Annotated in this window: 12 protein-coding genes; all 12 read right to left on the bottom strand. The window is 70.6% G+C overall.

Annotation, left to right across the window (positions count from 1 at the left end; genetic code table 11):
• Positions 1-31: 31 nt before the first annotated feature.
• The 12 genes from obgE to rodA all read right to left on the bottom strand — a co-directional run bounded on the left by obgE (position 32) and on the right by rodA (position 17,670).
• Positions 32-1,471, bottom strand: a complete 1,440-nt coding sequence (gene obgE / locus OG897_RS07215; RefSeq protein ID WP_266653971.1) for a GTPase ObgE — start codon at positions 1,469-1,471, stop codon at positions 32-34.
• A 159-nt stretch (positions 1,472-1,630) separates the two neighbouring features.
• Complete coding sequence (rpmA, locus tag OG897_RS07210) at positions 1,631-1,888, bottom strand: 50S ribosomal protein L27 (protein ID WP_018103204.1); 258 nt, start codon at positions 1,886-1,888, stop codon at positions 1,631-1,633.
• A gap of 12 nt (positions 1,889-1,900) precedes the next feature.
• Positions 1,901-2,221, bottom strand: a complete 321-nt coding sequence (gene rplU, locus OG897_RS07205; RefSeq protein WP_185026398.1) for a 50S ribosomal protein L21 — start codon at positions 2,219-2,221, stop codon at positions 1,901-1,903.
• A 183-nt stretch (positions 2,222-2,404) separates the two neighbouring features.
• Positions 2,405-3,496, bottom strand: a complete 1,092-nt coding sequence (locus tag OG897_RS07200; protein WP_266653966.1) for an iron-containing alcohol dehydrogenase family protein — start codon at positions 3,494-3,496, stop codon at positions 2,405-2,407.
• Complete coding sequence (locus OG897_RS07195; RefSeq protein WP_266653964.1) at positions 3,484-4,221, bottom strand: phosphocholine cytidylyltransferase family protein; 738 nt, start codon at positions 4,219-4,221, stop codon at positions 3,484-3,486. Before OG897_RS07195 ends, OG897_RS07200 begins: the two co-directional genes overlap by 13 nt.
• Positions 4,222-4,475: 254 nt before the next feature.
• Complete coding sequence (galU, locus tag OG897_RS07190) at positions 4,476-5,384, bottom strand: UTP--glucose-1-phosphate uridylyltransferase GalU (RefSeq protein WP_266653962.1); 909 nt, start codon at positions 5,382-5,384, stop codon at positions 4,476-4,478.
• A 330-nt stretch (positions 5,385-5,714) separates the two neighbouring features.
• Positions 5,715-10,220 carry a ribonuclease E/G gene (locus tag OG897_RS07185; protein WP_266653960.1) on the bottom strand — a complete coding sequence of 1,502 codons (4,506 nt, stop codon included), beginning with the start codon at positions 10,218-10,220 and terminating at the stop codon, positions 5,715-5,717.
• A gap of 227 nt (positions 10,221-10,447) precedes the next feature.
• On the bottom strand, positions 10,448-11,260 hold the full coding sequence (locus OG897_RS07180) for a TIGR03936 family radical SAM-associated protein (protein ID WP_266653958.1): 813 nt from the start codon (positions 11,258-11,260) through the stop codon (positions 10,448-10,450).
• A gap of 261 nt (positions 11,261-11,521) precedes the next feature.
• Positions 11,522-12,526, bottom strand: a complete 1,005-nt coding sequence (locus tag OG897_RS07175; protein ID WP_266653956.1) for a hypothetical protein — start codon at positions 12,524-12,526, stop codon at positions 11,522-11,524.
• Positions 12,527-12,805: 279 nt separating this feature from the next.
• Positions 12,806-14,731, bottom strand: coding sequence for a TIGR03960 family B12-binding radical SAM protein (locus tag OG897_RS07170; RefSeq protein ID WP_266653954.1), 1,926 nt, complete (start codon positions 14,729-14,731; stop codon positions 12,806-12,808).
• 157 nt (positions 14,732-14,888) lie between these two features.
• The gene (locus OG897_RS07165; RefSeq protein WP_266653952.1) at positions 14,889-16,421 is read right to left on the bottom strand and encodes a CYTH and CHAD domain-containing protein; all 1,533 of its coding nucleotides are present in this window, start codon (positions 16,419-16,421) and stop codon (positions 14,889-14,891) included.
• Between the two features lie 46 nt (positions 16,422-16,467).
• Positions 16,468-17,670 carry a rod shape-determining protein RodA gene (gene rodA / locus OG897_RS07160; RefSeq protein WP_266653950.1) on the bottom strand — a complete coding sequence of 401 codons (1,203 nt, stop codon included), beginning with the start codon at positions 17,668-17,670 and terminating at the stop codon, positions 16,468-16,470.

Below are 17,670 nucleotides of genomic sequence, written 5' to 3'. Positions count from 1 at the left end.
GACGCCGGGCGAAAACATAACTGACGAGGTGTCAGAAAGGCTTGAACTCGTCGTATTCCTTCTGCGAATTGTCGCGCTCCGCCTCGCGGTCCTTGCGGCGGGTCGCGGCGGGGCGCGGCTCGTCCAAGCGGTGGTCCTCGCCTCGGCGGCCGAGCATCTCGGCGCCGGCCATGACGGTGGGCTCCCAGTCGAAGACGACGGAGTTCTCGTCGGAGCCGATGGCGACGGCGTCGCCCGCGCGGGCACCGGCCTTCATCAGCGCGGTCTCGACACCCAGGCGGCTGAGGCGGTCGGCGAGGTAGCCGACGGCCTCGTCGTTGCTGAAGTCGGTCTGCTGCACCCAGCGCTCCGGCTTCTCGCCGCGCACCCGGTAGACGTTCTCTTCCTCGTCGTGGACGACCTTGAAGCCGTTGTCGTCGACGGCCTTCGGACGGATGACGATGCGGGTCGCTTCCTCCTGCGGCTTGCGGGCGCGCATCTTGGCGATGCCCTTGGCCAGGGCGAAGGACAGTTCCTTCAGCCCCGTGCGGGAGACGGCCGACACGTCGAAGACCTTGTAGCCGCGGGCTTCGAGCTCCGGGCGGATCATGTCCGCGAGTTCCTGGCCGTCCGGGATGTCGACCTTGTTGAGGACGACAAGGCGCGGCCGGTCGTCCAGACCGCCGTACAGCTTGAGCTCCTCCTCGATGACGTCGAGGTCGGAGATCGGGTCGCGGTCGGACTCCAGGGTCGCCGTGTCCAGTACGTGGACGAGGACCGAGCAGCGCTCGACGTGCCGCAGGAACTCCAGGCCGAGGCCCCGCCCCTCGCTGGCACCGGGGATCAGGCCGGGGACGTCGGCGATGGTGTAGACGGTCGAGCCGGCCGTGACGACGCCGAGGTTGGGGACGAGCGTCGTGAACGGGTAGTCCGCGATCTTCGGCTTGGCTGCGGAGAGCACCGAGATCAGCGAGGACTTGCCCGCGCTCGGGTAGCCCACCAGGGCTACGTCGGCGACGGTCTTGAGCTCCAGGACGATGTCCGCGGACTTGCCGGGCTCGCCCAGGAGAGCGAAGCCGGGGGCCTTGCGTCGGGCCGAGGACAGCGCCAGGTTGCCGAGGCCACCGCGGCCTCCCTCACCGGCGACGTAGGTGGTGCCGTGGCCGACGAGGTCGGCGAGGACGTTTCCGTCCTTGTCGAGGACGACGGTGCCGTCGGGCACGGGCAGGATCAGGTCCTGGCCGTCCTTGCCGGAACGGTTGTCACCTGCGCCGGGCTGGCCGTTGGTGGCCTTGCGGTGCGGGCTGTGGTGGTAGTCGAGCAGAGTGGTCACAGCCTGGTCGACAACGAGGGTGATGTCGCCGCCGCGCCCGCCGTTGCCGCCGTCCGGGCCGCCGAGCGGCTTGAACTTCTCACGGTGTACGGAGGCGCAGCCGTGGCCTCCGTTACCCGCGGCGACATGCAGTTCGACGCGGTCCACGAAGGTGGTCATGGGTGTCCTCCAGTACAGGTAATGCGGAATGTCTACATACGTAACACGCCGAGGGCGGACACGCTTCCCCGGTTAGCCGGGAAAGAGCGTCCGCCCTCGGAACGTGCGGTGATTCGCTCCGAGCACCTCTATGAGGTGCCCTTACGAAAGCTGGCTTGTTCAGCCGGCGATCGGAACGATGTTCACGACCTTGCGACCACGGTGCGTACCGAACTCGACCGCACCGGCGGCGAGGGCGAACAGCGTGTCGTCGCCACCACGGCCGACGCCCGTGCCCGGGTGGAAGTGGGTACCGCGCTGGCGGACCAGGATCTCACCGGCGTTGACAGCCTGACCGCCGAAGCGCTTCACGCCGAGCCGCTGGGCATTGGAGTCGCGACCGTTCCGAGTGGACGATGCGCCCTTCTTGTGTGCCATGTCTCAGTCCCTTTACTTCGCAGCCGTGGGGATACCGGTGACCTTGATCGCCGTGTACTGCTGGCGGTGACCCTGGCGACGGCGGTAGCCGGTCTTGTTCTTGTAGCGGAGAATGTCGATCTTCTCGCCCTTGTGGTGGTCCACGACCTCGGCCGTGACCTTGATCCCGGCCAGGACCCACGGGTCGCTGGTCACGGAGTCGCCGTCGACAACGAGCAGAGTCGAAAGCTCGACCGTGTCGCCAACCTTGGCAGTGGAAATCTTGTCAACCTCAACGATGTCGTCGACAGCAACCTTGTGCTGGCGACCACCGCTGCGCACGATGGCGTACACGCGGATCTCACTCTCACTCGAAGACGGGACCCCTGATGCCAGCCGCTACCGGCATGAAAACAGGACGAGCGGCCTCTCCCGTACGCACCGAAGTGGCCCAGGAGGGGGTTGCTCAGGGGTTTGGCGCACAAAAAGACGCCGACGGTCAAGGTTACGGGGCCCCGACCGGTGGGTCAAACCGGGCTAACGCCCGCCGTCCTGCTGTCCACCCGACGCGCCCACGGCCTTCACCAGGGAGCTGTACGCGTCCCTGATGCCGTCCTCGGACAGGTCGAGGTGTTCCAGGATGGTGAAGCGCCCAGGACGCGTCTGCGGCGCGTACCGCACGGCCGTGACGAACTCCTCGACGGTGAAGCCGATGTCGCCCGGCAGCACCGGCATGGCGTGCCTGCGCAGTACGTCGGCGAACAGTCCGGCCTCCTCGTGGGCACCGCGCAGGTGCATCGCGAAGACGGCACCGATGCCGACCTGCTCGCCGTGCAGCGCCGAGCGCTTCGGGTACAGCAGGTCGAAGGCGTGGCTGATCTCGTGACAGGCGCCCGAGGAGGGACGGGTGTCACCGCTGATCGACATCGAGATGCCGGACAGGACGAGGGCCTCCGCGAGCACCGTCAGGAAGGCGTCCTGGGTGACAGTGCCAGGGTGGCGCAGCACCGCCTCACCGGCCTGCCGGGCCATGGCGGCGGCAAGTCCGTCGACCTTCTCGCCGTTGACCCGGTGGGACAGTTCCCAGTCGGCGACGGCGGAGATGTTGGAGAGGGCGTCGCCGATTCCGGAGCGTACGAAGCGGGGCGGGGCGTCCCGGATGACATCGAGGTCGATGAGCATCGCGATGGGCGTGGGCACGCCGTAGGAGCCGCGTCCGTTGTCGTTGTCAAGGATGGACACCGGGGAGCACAGGCCGTCGTGCGAGAGGTTCGTCGCGACGGCGACCATGGGCAGGCCGATGCGGGCGGCCGCGTACTTGGCCACATCGATGATCTTGCCGCCTCCGAGGCCGACGACCGCGTCGTACCGCTTGCGGCCCTTCATCTCCTCGGCGAGCTGCACGGCCGCGTCGATGGTGCCGTCGGTGACGGGGTACCAGTCGGCGCCCGGCAGAACGGGTGCCAGTTTCTCCTTCAGCATCCGGCCCGAGCCGCCGCTGATGGCGATGGCGAGCGCGCCCGAGCCGGAGATCCGCTGATCGGCGAGGAGGCCCGCGAGGTCGTCGAGGGCCCCGCGGGAGATGTCGACGGCGACCGGTGAGGGGATCAGCCGGGTCAGTACTGGCACGCGATCTCCCGGCCCTTGGCGAGGTCGTCGTGATTGTCGATCTCGACCCACTTCAGGTCGCCGATCGGGGCGACGTCGATGCGGAAGCCCCGGTTGACGAGCTCCTGGTAGCCGTCCTCGTAGTAGAGGTCGGGGTCCCGCTCGAAGGTGGTCTTCAGGGCGTCGGCCAGCTCTTCGGCGGCCTCGCCCTCGATCAGCGTGACACCGATGTACTCACCGGTGGCGGACGCCGGGTCCATCAGCTTGGTGATCCGCTGCACGGCGTCGCTGTCGTCCGTGATGACCTTCATCTCCTCGTCGGCGAGGTTCTTCACCGTGTCGAGGGCGAGGATGATCTTCTGGCCCTTGCCGCGGGCGGCGAGCAGCGTCTCCTCGACGGAGACCGGGTGCACCGTGTCGCCGTTGGCGAGGATGACACCCTCCTTGAGGACGTCGCGGGCGCACCAGAGGGAGTAGGCGTTGTTCCACTCCTCGGCCTTGTCGTTGTCGATCAGCGTGATCGTGACGCCGTACGTCTTCTCCAGCTCCTCCTTGCGCGCGTAGACGGCTTCCTTGCGGTAGCCGACGACGATCGCGACCTCAGTGAGGCCGACCTTCGCGAAGTTCCCCAGCGTGAGGTCGAGGACGGTGGTGTCGCCGTCGACGGGCACGAGTGCCTTGGGCAGCGTGTCGGTGTAGGGACGCAGACGCCGTCCGGCGCCCGCCGCCAGTACCAGGCCGATCATGGGGTTCTCCTTCGTGCGGGTCGTGCAGGGATGGTGCGTGGAGTGGTGCAAGGGGTGGCGCAGGAGGATGACGCAAGGGGTGCTGCGGGGCAAAGGGTACGGGGCGGCCTCCCCCGGTGGTGCGAGGGTGGCCGCCCCGAAGGTGGTGCGGGGCGGCCCTCGACGGGGCCCGCGTGAAGGGCCGTAGCCCTGGTGAGAGCCTGTAACCCCGGTGAGGAGTCCCGTCGAAGCCTGCCGGAGGAACCGGGGGAGACTTAGATCTCCTCCGCGACGTAGCCGCGCAGCCACGTCTTGAAGTCCGGACCGAGGTCCTCGCGCTCGGCGGCGAGGCGGACGATGGCCTTCAGGTAGTCGCCGCGGTCGCCGGTGTCGTAGCGGCGGCCCTTGAAGACGACACCGTGCACCGGTCCGCCGACGCTCTCGTCCGCGGCAAGGGTCTGCAGGGCGTCGGTGAGCTGGATCTCGCCGCCTCGGCCGGGCTCGGTCTTGTGCAGGACCTCGAAGACGGCCGGGTCGAGGACGTACCGGCCGATGATGGCGAGGTTGCTCGGAGCGTCCTCGGTGGCGGGCTTCTCGACCAGGCCGTTGATCTTGACGACGTCGCCCTCGGCGGTGGCGTCGACGGCCGCGCAGCCGTACAGGTGGATCTGCTCCGGGTCGACCTCCATCAGCGCGACGACGCTGCCGCCGTACGCCTGCTGGACCTCGACCATACGGGCGAGCAGCGGGTCGCGGGGGTCGATCAGGTCGTCGCCGAGGAGGACGGCGAAAGCCTCGTTGCCGACGTGCGGCGCGGCGCACAGCACGGCGTGACCAAGGCCCCGCGGGTCGCCCTGGCGGACGTAGTGCATGGTCGCGAGGTCGCTGGACTCCTGGACGCGCGCGAGGCGGTCGGCGTCGCCCTTCTTCGTGAGCGCCGACTCCAGCTCGTAGTTGCGGTCGAAGTGGTCCTCAAGGGCGCGCTTGTTGCGGCCCGTGATCATGAGTACGTCGGAGAGCCCCGCCCCGGCGGCTTCCTCGACCACGTACTGGATCGCGGGCTTGTCGACGACCGGCAGCATCTCCTTCGGAGTGGCCTTGGTCGCGGGCAGGAAGCGGGTGCCGAGCCCTGCGGCCGGGATGACGGCCTTGCGTATGGGGCGAGGGGTGGCGCTGTTGCTCATGAGGTTTCGAACTCTCCGTTTTTCAGGGGCATTTCACAGCCTTCGGGCCCTGGGAGGTCCCGGACAGGTCCCGACCGCGCCCCGGACAGATCTCGGGCAGGTCTCGGACAGGTACCGGATACCAGGGTGGCCAGCGCCCGGTCGGCGCTGGCCACCCTGGTTCCGGCCCGGGGGCCGGTTCCGCTGGGTACTGCGGGTGTTACGCGTACTTCTGGTGCTTGCCTGAGTGTCGCTGGTGCTGCCTGTTGCGGAGACAGCGGGTGATGCAGCGGACCCCTGCATCAGGTGAAGCACTGCCCCTGTCGGAGCAGTGCTTCACCTGGTGATGCGTCAGTCCTGCGCGGGGGCGGACACGGAGGGGAGCGTCTGCTCCGCCGCGGCCGTCTTCTTCGCAGTCTTCTTGGCCGCCGTCTTCGTAGCCGCCTTGGTCGCCGTCTTGGCGGTCTTGGCAGCCGTCTTCTTCGCGACGGTCTTCTTGGCGGCGGTCTTCTTGGCCGCTGCCTTCTTCGCCGGTGCGGCCTTCTTGGCGGCGGTCTTGCGCGCCGTCTTCTTGGCCGGGGCCGGAGCCTCGTCACCCTCGGGTGCCGGAGCCTCGGTCACCACTGCCTCAGTCACCGCGATCTCAGCCACCGCGGCCTCGGCGGCCACCGACGGTGCGGCGTCGACGACGAGCACGGCCGCTTCGACCGACCCCGCGGGCGAACCTGCGGGAGCCGTGGCCTTGCGCGTCGCCCTGCGGCGGGCCCGCGGCGGCGCGGCGTCGGCGACGGGCGCGGCGGTCTCGGGCTCGGCGGCCCGAGCAGCCGGAGCCTCCTCGACGACCGGCGCGGGTGCGACCGGCGCAGGTGCGACCGGAGCCGTCTCCACCACGGTCACCTCGGCGGCCTGGGCCTCCTTCGGCGCACCGGCCGGGGCCGACGCCTTCCGGGTGGCCCGACGGCGCCCACGGGGCGCCGCAGCGGCCTCCTCCACGACGGTCTCGACGACCGCGGGAGCGGCCTCGGCCACCGGGACCTCAGCCACGGAGGCAACAGGAGCCTCGGGGGCCACTGCGACCTCGGCGACCACTGCGGCCTCAGGGGTCTTCTCCACCGCAGCCTTCGCCTTCATCGGCGACGCGTGCTCGATGTAGTCCGCAGGCGAGGTCTTGCCGCGCGGCGCACCGGCCGGGGACGACGCCTTGCGGGACGCCCGGCGGCGCCCGCGGCCACGCGTGGCTGCGGCTTCGGCCTCCGCGGCGCTGTTGTACAGCTCCTCGTCCGGTACGAAGTCCGGGGAGGGCAGCGCGATCGGCGCGGCCACCTCGGCGGCGACCTCCGCCTCCGTCTCCACCTCAAGGGGCTCGTACGCCTCGTGGTGGTCGTGACCGGAGCCGTTGTCCTGACCGGAGTGCTCCGGGTGGGCGGAGTCCGAAGCGTGCTCGACGTGCTCGGCGTGGTCCGTGTGCTCGGAACCGCTGCCGCCCTTGCCGCGCTTCTTCGAGCGCTTGGAGCCGCCGCCACCGCCGATCGCGGTGGGCTGCTCCATGTGCACGATGACGCCGCGCCCGTTGCAGTGGACGCAGGTCTCGGAGAAGGACTCCAGGAGGCCCTGGCCGACCCGCTTGCGGGTCATCTGGACGAGGCCCAGCGAGGTGACCTCCGCCACCTGGTGCTTCGTACGGTCGCGTCCCAGGCACTCCAGGAGGCGCCGCAGCACCAGGTCGCGGTTCGACTCCAGGACCATGTCGATGAAGTCGATGACGACGATGCCGCCGAGGTCGCGCAGCCGCAGCTGGCGCACGATCTCCTCGGCCGCCTCCAGGTTGTTCTTGGTGACGGTCTCTTCGAGGTTGCCGCCCTGTCCGGTGAACTTCCCGGTGTTGACGTCGACGACGATCATCGCCTCGGTCTTGTCGATGACCAGGGAGCCGCCGGAGGGGAGGTAGACCTTGCGGTCCAGCGCCTTCATGAGCTGCTCGTCGATCCGGTACGTCGCGAAGACGTCGACCTCCGACGTCCAGCGCGACAGCCGGTCGGTGAGGTCCGGCGCGACGTGGGCGACGTACCCGTAGATCGTCTGCCATGCCTCGTCACCGCTGACGATGACCTTGGAGAAGTCCTCGTTGAAGATGTCGCGGACGACGCGGACGGTCATGTCCGGCTCGCCGTAGAGCAGCGTCGGCGCGTTGGTGGCCGTGTTGCTCTTCGCCTTCTTCTGGATGTCTTCCCACTGTGCCTGCAGACGCTCGACGTCGCGGCGCAGCTCGTCCTCGCTCGCACCCTCGGCGGCGGTGCGCACGATGACGCCCGCGTCCTCGGGGACGATCTTCTTGAGGATGGTCTTCAGACGCGCCCGCTCGGTGTCCGGGAGCTTGCGGCTGATGCCGGTCATGGAGCCCTCGGGCACGTACACGAGGTAGCGGCCCGGCAGGGACACCTGGCTCGTCAGACGTGCGCCCTTGTGACCGATCGGGTCCTTCGTCACCTGGACGAGTACCGACTGGCCGGACTTGAGAGCGGTCTCGATGCGGCGCGGCCCGTGGGCCATGCCGAGCGCCTCGAAGTTGACCTCACCGGCGTACAGGACGGCGTTGCGGCCCTTGCCGATGTCGATGAACGCGGCCTCCATGGAGGGGAGGACGTTCTGCACCTTGCCCAGGTAGACGTTGCCGACGTAGGACGTCGACTGCTCCTTGTTGACGTAGTGCTCGACGAGGATGTTGTCCTCAAGAACGCCGATCTGGGTGCGCTCGCCGTTCTGGCGTACGACCATGACGCGCTCGACGGCCTCGCGCCGGGCCAGGAACTCGGCCTCGGTGATGATCGGGACGCGACGACGGCCCTGCTCGCGGCCTTCGCGGCGGCGCTGCTTCTTGGCCTCCATGCGGGTCGAGCCCTTGATGGACTGGACCTCGTCGAAGCCGGTGCCCAGCTCGCGCTCGACGGCGGCCTCCTTCTTGCGGGGCTCGCGGACCTTGACGACGGTGCGCTCCGGGTCGTCGGACCCGCCCTGCGCCTCGTCGTGGCCGGAGTCACCGCTGCGACGGCGACGGCGACGACGGCGACGGCTGCTGGACGAACCGGCACCCCCCTGGTGCTCGTCGTCGTGCTCCTCGGAGTCGTCCTCCTCGGAGACACTGTCCGCGTCCTGCTGCGGCTCTCCCGCGTCCTCGTACCTCTTGTGGCCGTTGTCGGAGTCGGTGTCCTCGGCGTCCAGGGCATCACCCCGGCGGCGACGGCGGCCACCACGACGGCGACGGCGGGCGCGGCGGTCGTCGGAGTCGTCCGACTCGTCGTGGCCCTCGCCCTCGTGCGCCTGCTCGGCGTCCTCCTCAGCCTCGTCCTGCGGGGCTTCCTGGACCTCGGCACGGGCCTGCTCTGCGGGGGCGCTCTCGCCGCGACGGCGACGGCGGCGACGGCCACCGGACTGCGCGGGCTCGGCCTCCTGCACAGGTGCCTCGACGACGGCCTCGACCTCGACCGTCTCCTCCTCGTCCTCCTCCGGCTCCTCGACCGGCGCGGCGGCCGCGGCCATGGCGGCGGTCTCCGGGGTCTGGAACATGGGCTCGGCGAAGACCGGCGCCTGGAAGACGGCGACTGCGGGCCGCTGTTCACGGCGGCGCGAACGCGGGCCGCTCTCCTCGGCCTTCGCCTCGGCGGCAGGGGCGGCCGGCTCGGCGGTGAACTTCGGGGTGGCGACCGGACGGCTCGCCCGACGACGGGCACGCCCACGCGGCGCCTCGTCCTCGACGGGCTCCGGCGCGGCTTCCTTCACGGTCTCCGTTACGGCGACGGGCTCGGCCGCAGCCTGCATCCCGGCCGCAGCGGGAGCGCCCGCCGGAGCGGTGGCCTTGCGCACAGCGCGACGACGCGCACGGGGCGCGGGCGCCTCCTCGATGACCGGGGCCTCTTCGGCGGCGGCCTGCTCGTGCTCCTGCTCCTGCTCCTGCTCCTGCTCCTGCGGTACGGCGACGGGCTCGGCCGGGGTCTCGGCGGTGGCCGACGCGGGCGAGCCGGCGGGGGCGGTGGCCTTGCGCACGGCACGGCGACGCGTACGGGGTGCGGGCGCCTCCTCCGCGACGGGCTCGGCGGCGACGGGGGCCTCCATCACGGGGACCTCCACCGCAGGGGTCTCCGCCACGACCGGCGCGGTCTCCTCGACGACCGGCGCGGTCGCCTTGCGGGTGGCACGGCGACGGGTACGCGGCGCGGGGGCCTCCTCGGCTGCCGGAGCCTCCTCGACAGGGGCGGCCACAGCTGCCTCGGTCCCGGCCGGGGCACCCGCCGGGGCGGTCGCCTTACGGGTGGCACGACGGCGTGCCGGAGCGGCCGTCTCGGCGGCAGGAGCCTCCTCGACGGGGGCCTCGACGGGGGCCGAAGCGGTCTCGGCCGGGGCGCCCACCGGCGCGGTGGCCTTGCGCACGGCACGACGGCGCGTGCGCGGCACGGGGGCCTCCTCGGCGGACGGCTCGACGGGAGCGGCACTCTCGGCCGCGGGGGCCGGGGTCTCGTCGACGACCGGTGCGGGCGAGCCCGCCGGGGCGGTCGCCTTGCGCACGGCACGACGGCGCGGGCGCGCGGGGGCGGCGCTGTCGCCGACGCTGGTGTTCGCGGTGTTGTCAGTGGTGTCAGTGGTGTCAGTGGTGTCGGTCACGGCACCCTCTCCGGCCGGTATGGCCGGAGCCGCGGCCTCTACGGTCTTGGCGGCATCCGACGGTTCCGGCTGGTCCTGCTGGGTCGCGACGGCCCCGGGGGGACCGGCGGGACGCGAGGCCGCGCGGCGCCTGCGGCGCGGCGGCAAGGTGTCGCTGGGCGAAGTCTTCTCGGCCTCAGCGGGATCGATCGGCTCAAGCATGCGGGGTTCTCCCGTCGCGCTCCCGGGCGCCGCGCCTGAATCCGGTCCGGCCGCGGCCCACGCTGTGCGCGGGGCCACCGTCCGGGGCGCGGGCGCCGCACGGGAGCTGATCTCTAGCTCGCCGGTTCCGTACGTACGAAGACGTACGGCCTGGCGAAAGTCCGGTTAGTTACGCGGCCCGACCCAGGTGGCTCCCGAGTACCAGGGCTGCGCTGCAACGACTGCCCTCAGGCGGAACCGGAACCTTCAGGCGCCTTCGCGGCGGCGGGTGCGGGGGCTGTGGTAGAGCCTGCCTGCATCGCCTCGCGGTCGGGCGCGAGCGGGTCGGTCACCGTTCCGGACTCCTCGTCGAGAAGCCCCTGCGCCAGCCTGGTCACCGCTGCGGGGACCGGCGGCGCCAGGTCGGCCACAGCGCGGAGACCGGAAAGGACGTCGTCGGGTCGTACGGCGGGTGTCATGTGCCGCACTACCAGCCGCAGTATCGCACAGGGCTCCGCCGTGGGCCTATCTCCTGCCTCACCCTGTGGGCGGGCGACGCTCTCGGAGAGCGGTACGGATGCCATCTCCACGACGGCCTCGCGGGCGTCGAAGCTGCGCATGCCGTTCTTGGTGCGGCGCTGGACCTCGACGGTCTCGGCGGCGAGGAAGGTCTCGACGGCCTTGGCGGCCTCCTCCCCGCTCACGCCGTTCAGCCGCAGCTCCCAGACGGAGGCGGTGAGGCGGTCGGCGAGGCCGGAGGTGTGGGCCTCCACGGCGTCGATGATGTCGAGGCCGTCGGGCATCGACTCGTCGAGCAGTCCGCGCAGCGTCTGCGGGTCGCGGGTCGCGGTGAGGGCGATCTCCAGGTACTCGGCCTCGGAGCCGGTGCCGGTGGGGGCCGCGTTGGCGTAGCTCACCTTGGGGTGCGGGGTGAAACCGGCCGAGTACGCCATGGGCACCTCGGCTCGGCGCAGGGCCCGCTCGAAGGCGCGCTGGAAGTCTCGGTGGCTGGTGAACCGGAGGCGGCCTCGCTTGGTGTAGCGCAGTCGGATGCGCTGCACCGCCGGTGCGGGCGGCGGGCCTTCGGGCTGTCGCTTGCCCAGTGGTTCTTCTCCTCGGTGCGGGGCGGCGCGTCTTCCGCGCGCCCACAGTCCTGTGGGGTGTCCCCGCGCGGCGGTTCGCGTCCGGCCCGGCCCTGCTGAGCAGGGGGTCTCGGAGGTGGCTGCTGCGCCGGGGGCGGTCTTTGTACTACCCAGAGTACGCGCCGGTGGGCCGTGTGGTTCCCGGGGCCGGGATGATCCACTCCTGAGGTGGGCGGAGGTCTAGGAGGTTCGCTTCTCCAGCACGGGGGGCTCGCTGTCCACGGACGCGCTGACCGGGGCTGGGGTGGGGGCGGGGGCGGTGCCGCCCACCAGGCCCCGCCAGAGGTCACGGCGTGCCTCCCGCACGGCGGACAGCGCCGAGCGCACCGCCTCCCGTGCCGTACGGCCCGCCGCCGCGGCGGCCCGTTTGGCAGGCCGCCAGACGCCGTCACGGACCCAGTGGCCGACGGGGGTCATCACCTCGCGGTACGTCCAGGCCACGGGGCGGCCCAGGGTGTTCCACGCCAGCCACTTCAGCGCGCGGCCGAGCGCCCGGGACACGTACCCGGCGACCTGCCAGCAGATAGAGAGGGCCGATCCGATCTCCCTGCAGAGCCACACCAGCGGTGCGACGAGCAGGATCCTCACGCACCAGGCGACCGCGTGGCCGAGGGGGGTGAGTACCGCTGTGTACAGCCAGACGGCGGGGGTCACCAGGAGCGTGCGGCCCAACCACCCCAGGCCCTGCCCGAGCGGCTTCAGGACCCAGGTCCAGAGCGCCACCAGTGGTGCGATCAGCAGCCAGGTGCCGAGGAACTTCAGGGCCGCCCCCAGGGCGCGCCCCACCGCCGCGCCCGCCGCACCGAGGAGCTGTCCCAGCCACCGCAGCCCGTGTCCGAGGGGTGTCAGCACAGCGCCGTAGAGCCATCGCGACAGGGGCACGATGGCGTGTCGCCACAGGGCGGCCCACGGTGTGACGAACACCGCTCGGGCGAGCCACCCCAGCGCGCGGGCGACAGGGGTGAGCACCGCTTCGTACAGCCAGACGGCGGGGATCACCAGGAGCGTGCGGCCGAGCCACGCCAGGGCGCCGCCGAGGGGGTTCAGGACGCCCCTGCGCAGGAGTTCGCCGCCCGCGCGGAGCAGGTCCCAGACCACTCGTACGGGTACGACGAGGACGAGGACGACGATCCGGACCGGAATGCGGACGAAGGCGGTCAGGCAGCCTTCCTGCTGAACGGGCACCTGCACTGGTGGCTGTGCGCCGCGCACCGGTGCTGGTGGCTGTGCGGGCACCTGTGCTGGTGACTGCGTTGGTGCTTGCGCGGGCACCTGTGCCGGTGCTTGCGCCGGCTGCTGTGGTCGCTTGTCGAGATCCATGGACGGTCCTCCCCCGTTTCCCGTTCAGGACGCTGCGACGCCCCGTTCGGATGCTCCCCCGGCGCACGAAGAAGGGTCCGGCCGGAGGTGCGCTCCTCCGGCCGGACCCTTTCTGCGCCTGCGTCTGCGTCTGTTACTTCGGAACTACTTCACGACCGACAGGGGCAGCAGCTTCTTGCCCGTCGGGCCGATCTGGATCGACGTGTCCATCTGCGGGCAGACGCCGCAGTCGAAGCACGGGGTCCAGCGGCAGTCCTCGACCTCGGTCTCGTCCAGGGCGTCCTGCCAGTCCTCCCAGAGCCAGTCCTTGTCGAGACCGGAGTCCAGGTGGTCCCAGGGGAGCACCTCTTCGTAGGTGCGCTCGCGGGTGGTGTACCAGTCGACGTCGACGCCGTACTCGGGCAGCGTCTTGGCCGCGGCCTGCATCCACCTGTCGTACGAGAAGTACTCGCGCCAGCCGTCGAAGCGGCCGCCGCCCTCGTAGACGGCGCGGATGACCGAACCGATGCGGCGGTCGCCGCGCGAGAGCAGGCCCTCGACGATGCCGGGCTTGCCGTCGTGGTAGCGGAAGCCGATGGAACGGCCGTACTTCTTGTCGCCGCGGATCTTGTCGCGGAGCTTGGTGAGGCGTTCGTCGGTCTCCTCGGCGCTCAGCTGCGGCGCCCACTGGAAGGGCGTGTGCGGCTTGGGCACGAAACCACCGATGGAGACGGTGCAGCGGATGTCGTTCTGCCCGGAGACCTTGCGGCCCTCGGCGATGACGTTGACCGCCATGTCGCCGATCTGCAGGACGTCCTCGTCCGTCTCGGTGGGCAGGCCGCACATGAAGTACAGCTTCACCTGACGCCAGCCGTTGCCGTACGCCGTGGAGACCGTGCGGATGAGGTCTTCCTCGGACACCATCTTGTTGATGACCTTGCGCATGCGCTCGCTACCGCCCTCGGGGGCGAAGGTGAGGCCCGAGCGGCGACCGTTGCGGGTCAGCTCGTTGGCGAGGTCCACGTTGAACGCGTCGACGCGGGTCGAGGGGAGGGAGAGGCCGATCTTGTCTTCCTCGTACCTGTCCGCGAGTCCCTTGGCGATGTCGGCGATCTCGGTGTGGTCCGCGGAGGAGAGCGAGAGGAGACCGACTTCTTCGAAGCCGGTGGCCTTCAGGCCCTTCTCGACCATTTCGCCGATGCCGGTGATGCTTCGCTCCCGCACGGGGCGCGTGATCATGCCGGCCTGGCAGAAACGGCAGCCGCGGGTGCAGCCGCGGAAGATTTCTACGGACATGCGCTCGTGGACGGTTTCCGCGAGCGGGACGAGGGGCTGCTTGGGGTAGGGCCACTCGTCGAGGTCCATGACGGTGTGCTTGGAGATGCGCCACGGCACGCCGGACTTGTTCGGCACGACGCGGGCGATGCGCCCGTCGGGAAGGTACTCGACGTCGTAGAACGCCGGGACGTAGACGTTGCCGGTCTTGGCGAGGCGGAAGAGGACTTCCTCGCGGCCGCCGGGGCGGCCCTCCGCCTTCCAGGTCCGGATGATGGCCGTCATGTCGAGGACGGCCTGCTCGCCGTCGCCGATGACCGCGCAGTCGATGAACTCCGCGATGGGCTCCGGATTGAAGGCCGCGTGGCCGCCCGCCAGGACGATGGGGTCGTCGAGGGTGCGGTCGGCGGCGTTCAGCGGGATGCCCGCGAGGTCGAGGGCGGTCAGCATGTTCGTGTAGCCCAGCTCGGTGGAGAAGCTGAGGCCGAACACGTCGAACGCCTTCACCGGGCGGTGGGCGTCCACGGTGAACTGCGGCACGTCGTGCTTGCGCATCAGTTCTTCGAGGTCGGGCCACACGCTGTAGGTGCGCTCGGCGAGGACGCCGTCCTGCTCGTTGAGCACTTCGTAGAGGATCATGACGCCCTGGTTGGGGAGCCCGACCTCGTACGCGTCCGGGTACATGAGCGCCCAGCGGACGTCCGCGCTCTCCCACGGCTTGACGGTGGAGTTCAGTTCACCGCCGACGTACTGGATGGGCTTCTGCACGTGCGGCAGGAGGGCTTCCAGGCGGGGGAAGACCGACTCAACAGGCATCGCGGTGTCTCTCATGAGCGGGCAGGGGGACCCTCAAGCCTAACGCGGCCGGGAGGGTGGGTAGGAACGCGCGGGCGGTCGGGGTGCCGGTTGCCCTCGCTGCCGGTGCCCCACCCGCCCTCGCGCCTTCCCGGGCCGCGCCCGCCGCCGGGGCGGGCTAGATGCCCGGCACCCTCCCCCACACGCCCGGCAGCTCCCGTTCGCGGTCCGCCGCCCTCGCCTCCTCCTGGCCGTACAGCAGGCCCCAGACGAAGGCGGACTCCCCCGCCGCGTGTGCCTGGATCGCCAGGTTCCTCAGTTCGGTGCGGGCGACCACGCTGTCCTGGTGGTCGCCGAGCACGCTCTGGACCTCCTTGACCCTCTTGCGGAGCTTGTTCGCGGGTTTGCCGAGGGCGGGGCGGGCGGACTCCGCCGCGTAGCGCAGGCGTTTGGCGGCCTTGCGGGCGTCGTGGAGGGCGAGGTCGCGTTCGGCGCCCGGCGGGAGCGCCAAGGCGTGCTCGGTGCGGTCGGCGAGGCGGGCGTGGTCCTTGACGAGGGCCTGGTGGAGGACGGTCGTGGCGTTCCTTCTCGCCGCCGCCCGCAGGGGCGGGTCGGCGAGGAAGGCGTCCAGGGAGCGCAGGAGTTCCAGGTAGCGCTTCCCGTCGAGGACGGCGACGGTGCGGCGCCGGGAGCCACTGCGCCGGGCGACGGACCAGATGCGCAGACGTCCGCGCACAGGGCCCAGCAGGAGGGTGCGCGGGAGGGCGGAGAGACGGCTCAGGAGGCGGTCGGTGAGGACTTCCTGGTCGCGGTCGACGCCCAGTTCGCCTGCCAGCCACTTGAGTTCCTCGCCGAGCGGGTCGGTGACGGTGCGGTCGAGGACCTTCCGGTACGTCTTGAAGGCGCTGCGCATCCGGCGGGTGGCGACGCGGAGCTGGTGGACGGAGTCGGGAAGGTCACGGCGTACGGCGGGGTCGTAGATTGCCATCGCCTCGGCCTGTTCACGGACGTAGGCGAGGACGTGCGCACCAGCGGTGGTGCCTTCTTCGAGCGCCTGTGCTGGTGCCTGCGCCGGACCGCCGCCGGTCTCCGCGAGGGCGCGGGCCAGTTTGGACGGCGACTGGGAGGGTCGTACGCCCGCTTTGCGCAGCCTCTTGTCGACGGCGTCCAGGAAGGCGGGGTCGCCGTCGTCGGCGAGTTCGACCTCGATCTCCGTGAAGGAGGTGTCCGCGCCCGCTCCCCCCAGCCGCTGCGCGGTCACTCTGTCCACGCTGGCCTCGGCGAGCAGTTCCCCCGCGTTGTCCCGCAAGTGCCACACCTGGCGCGAGGACTTCAGCCGTACGGTCGCCAGCAGTGGCTCTCCCAGGGTGCGCGCACGCACCAGGGCGGACAGGGGGCGCGGCACGGTGTCCGCTGTTGCCGTCGGCGCTGTCAGGGGGAGGCGGATCTCGTCCCGTACGTTCGGGGCGACGGGGAGTTTGAGGTGCCAGCCCGCGTCGTCTCCGCCGGTGCGGCGGCGCAGGGTGATGCCGTGGGCGGCCAGCGCCAGGTCGTCGGTGTCGTAGTAGACGGCGTCGAGGTCGACGACGCCCCGGTCCTGGACGGACGAAACCCCGGCCACCTTGTGGAAGTCAGGCAGCCGGGGTTCGCCCTCGGTGTCGGTCGTGGTGGCTTCGTACTTTCGCTCGATCTCGCGCTTGGTGTCCGCCATGACATGAATCTAGACGGATCGCCGCGCCCCAGACAGGGGCACGCCATCACGCAGTTATCGGCCTCTGCACCCGGATCGACTGGAGGAGTCCGATCGCGACCCACACGGCGAACATCGAGGATCCTCCGTAGGAGACGAAGGGCAGCGGCAGGCCCGCGACCGGCATGATGCCGAGGGTCATGCCGATGTTCTCGAAGGACTGGAAGGCGAACCAGGCGATGATTCCGGCGGCGACGATCGTGCCGTACAGCTCGGTGGTCTCGCGGGCGATGCGGCAGGCCCGCCACAGGACGACGCCGAGGAGGACGAGGATCGCGCCTGCGCCGAGGAAACCGAGTTCCTCGCCCGCGACGGTGAACACGAAGTCCGTCTGCTGTTCGGGGACGAACTGTCCGGTGGTCTGCGAGCCCTTGAAGAGACCGGTGCCGGTGAGGCCGCCGGAGCCGATGGCGATGCGTGCCTGGTTGGTGTTGTAGCCGACGCCCGCCGGGTCGAGGTTGGGGTTGGCGAAGGCGGCGAAGCGGTTGATCTGGTACTCGTCGAGGAGGCCGAGGACGGCCACCAGGACGGCGCCGAGGACGCCCGCGCCGACCAGGCCGAAGATCCAGCGGTTGGAGGCTCCGGAGGCCAGCAGCACCCCCAGGATGATCATGGCGATGACCATGACCGAGCCGAGGTCGGGCATCAGCATGATGATCAGGATCGGTACGACGGCCAGGCCCAGCGACTTGAGCACCGTGCGGTGGTCGGGGTTGGCCTGATCGCCGGCGTCGACCCGGGAGGCGAGCATCATCGCCATGCCCAGGATGATGGTGATCTTCGTGAACTCGGAGGGCTGGAGGGAGAATCCGCCGCCGATGACGATCCACGCGTGCGCGCCGTTGACGGTCGCGCCGAGCGGGGTGAGGACCGCGATCACCAGGACGACGGAGAGCCCGTAGAGGATCGGCACCGCGCCGCGCAGGGTGCGGTGGCCGAGCCAGATCGTGCCGACCATCAGCGCGAAGCCGATGCCGGTGTTCATGAGGTGCCGGAAGAGGAAGTAGTACGGGTCGCCGTGGTTGAGGGTGTCGCGGCCCCTGGTCGCGGACCACACCAGGAGGGCGCCGAGGCCCGACAGTGCGAGCGCGGACAGGAGCAGGGGCCAGTCGAGCCTGCGCAGGACCGAGTCGCGTGCGGTGAGTTTGGCGAACGCGCCGCGCTCGGGCGCGTACCGCTGGACGGAGAAGCCGTGGGTGCTGCCTGCCAT

This window comes from Streptomyces sp. NBC_00237 (genome assembly GCF_026342435.1).
In the GTDB taxonomy this organism is placed as follows: domain Bacteria; phylum Actinomycetota; class Actinomycetes; order Streptomycetales; family Streptomycetaceae; genus Streptomyces.
The sequence above is the reverse complement of the archived record's forward strand: the minus strand, read 5'-3'. Positions and strand labels throughout refer to the sequence as shown.

Coding starts and splice junctions, on each gene's coding strand:
- OG897_RS07165 (WP_266653952.1), bottom strand. CDS start 16,421: ATGGCGGACACCAAGCGCGAGATCGAGCGAAAGTACGAAGCCACCACG.
- OG897_RS07170 (WP_266653954.1), bottom strand. CDS start 14,731: ATGCCTGTTGAGTCGGTCTTCCCCCGCCTGGAAGCCCTCCTGCCGCAC.
- rpmA (WP_018103204.1), bottom strand. CDS start 1,888: ATGGCACACAAGAAGGGCGCATCGTCCACTCGGAACGGTCGCGACTCC.
- OG897_RS07185 (WP_266653960.1), bottom strand. CDS start 10,220: ATGCTTGAGCCGATCGATCCCGCTGAGGCCGAGAAGACTTCGCCCAGC.
- obgE (WP_266653971.1), bottom strand. CDS start 1,471: ATGACCACCTTCGTGGACCGCGTCGAACTGCATGTCGCCGCGGGTAAC.
- rodA (WP_266653950.1), bottom strand. CDS start 17,670: ATGGCAGGCAGCACCCACGGCTTCTCCGTCCAGCGGTACGCGCCCGAG.
- OG897_RS07195 (WP_266653964.1), bottom strand. CDS start 4,221: ATGATCGGCCTGGTACTGGCGGCGGGCGCCGGACGGCGTCTGCGTCCC.
- galU (WP_266653962.1), bottom strand. CDS start 5,384: ATGAGCAACAGCGCCACCCCTCGCCCCATACGCAAGGCCGTCATCCCG.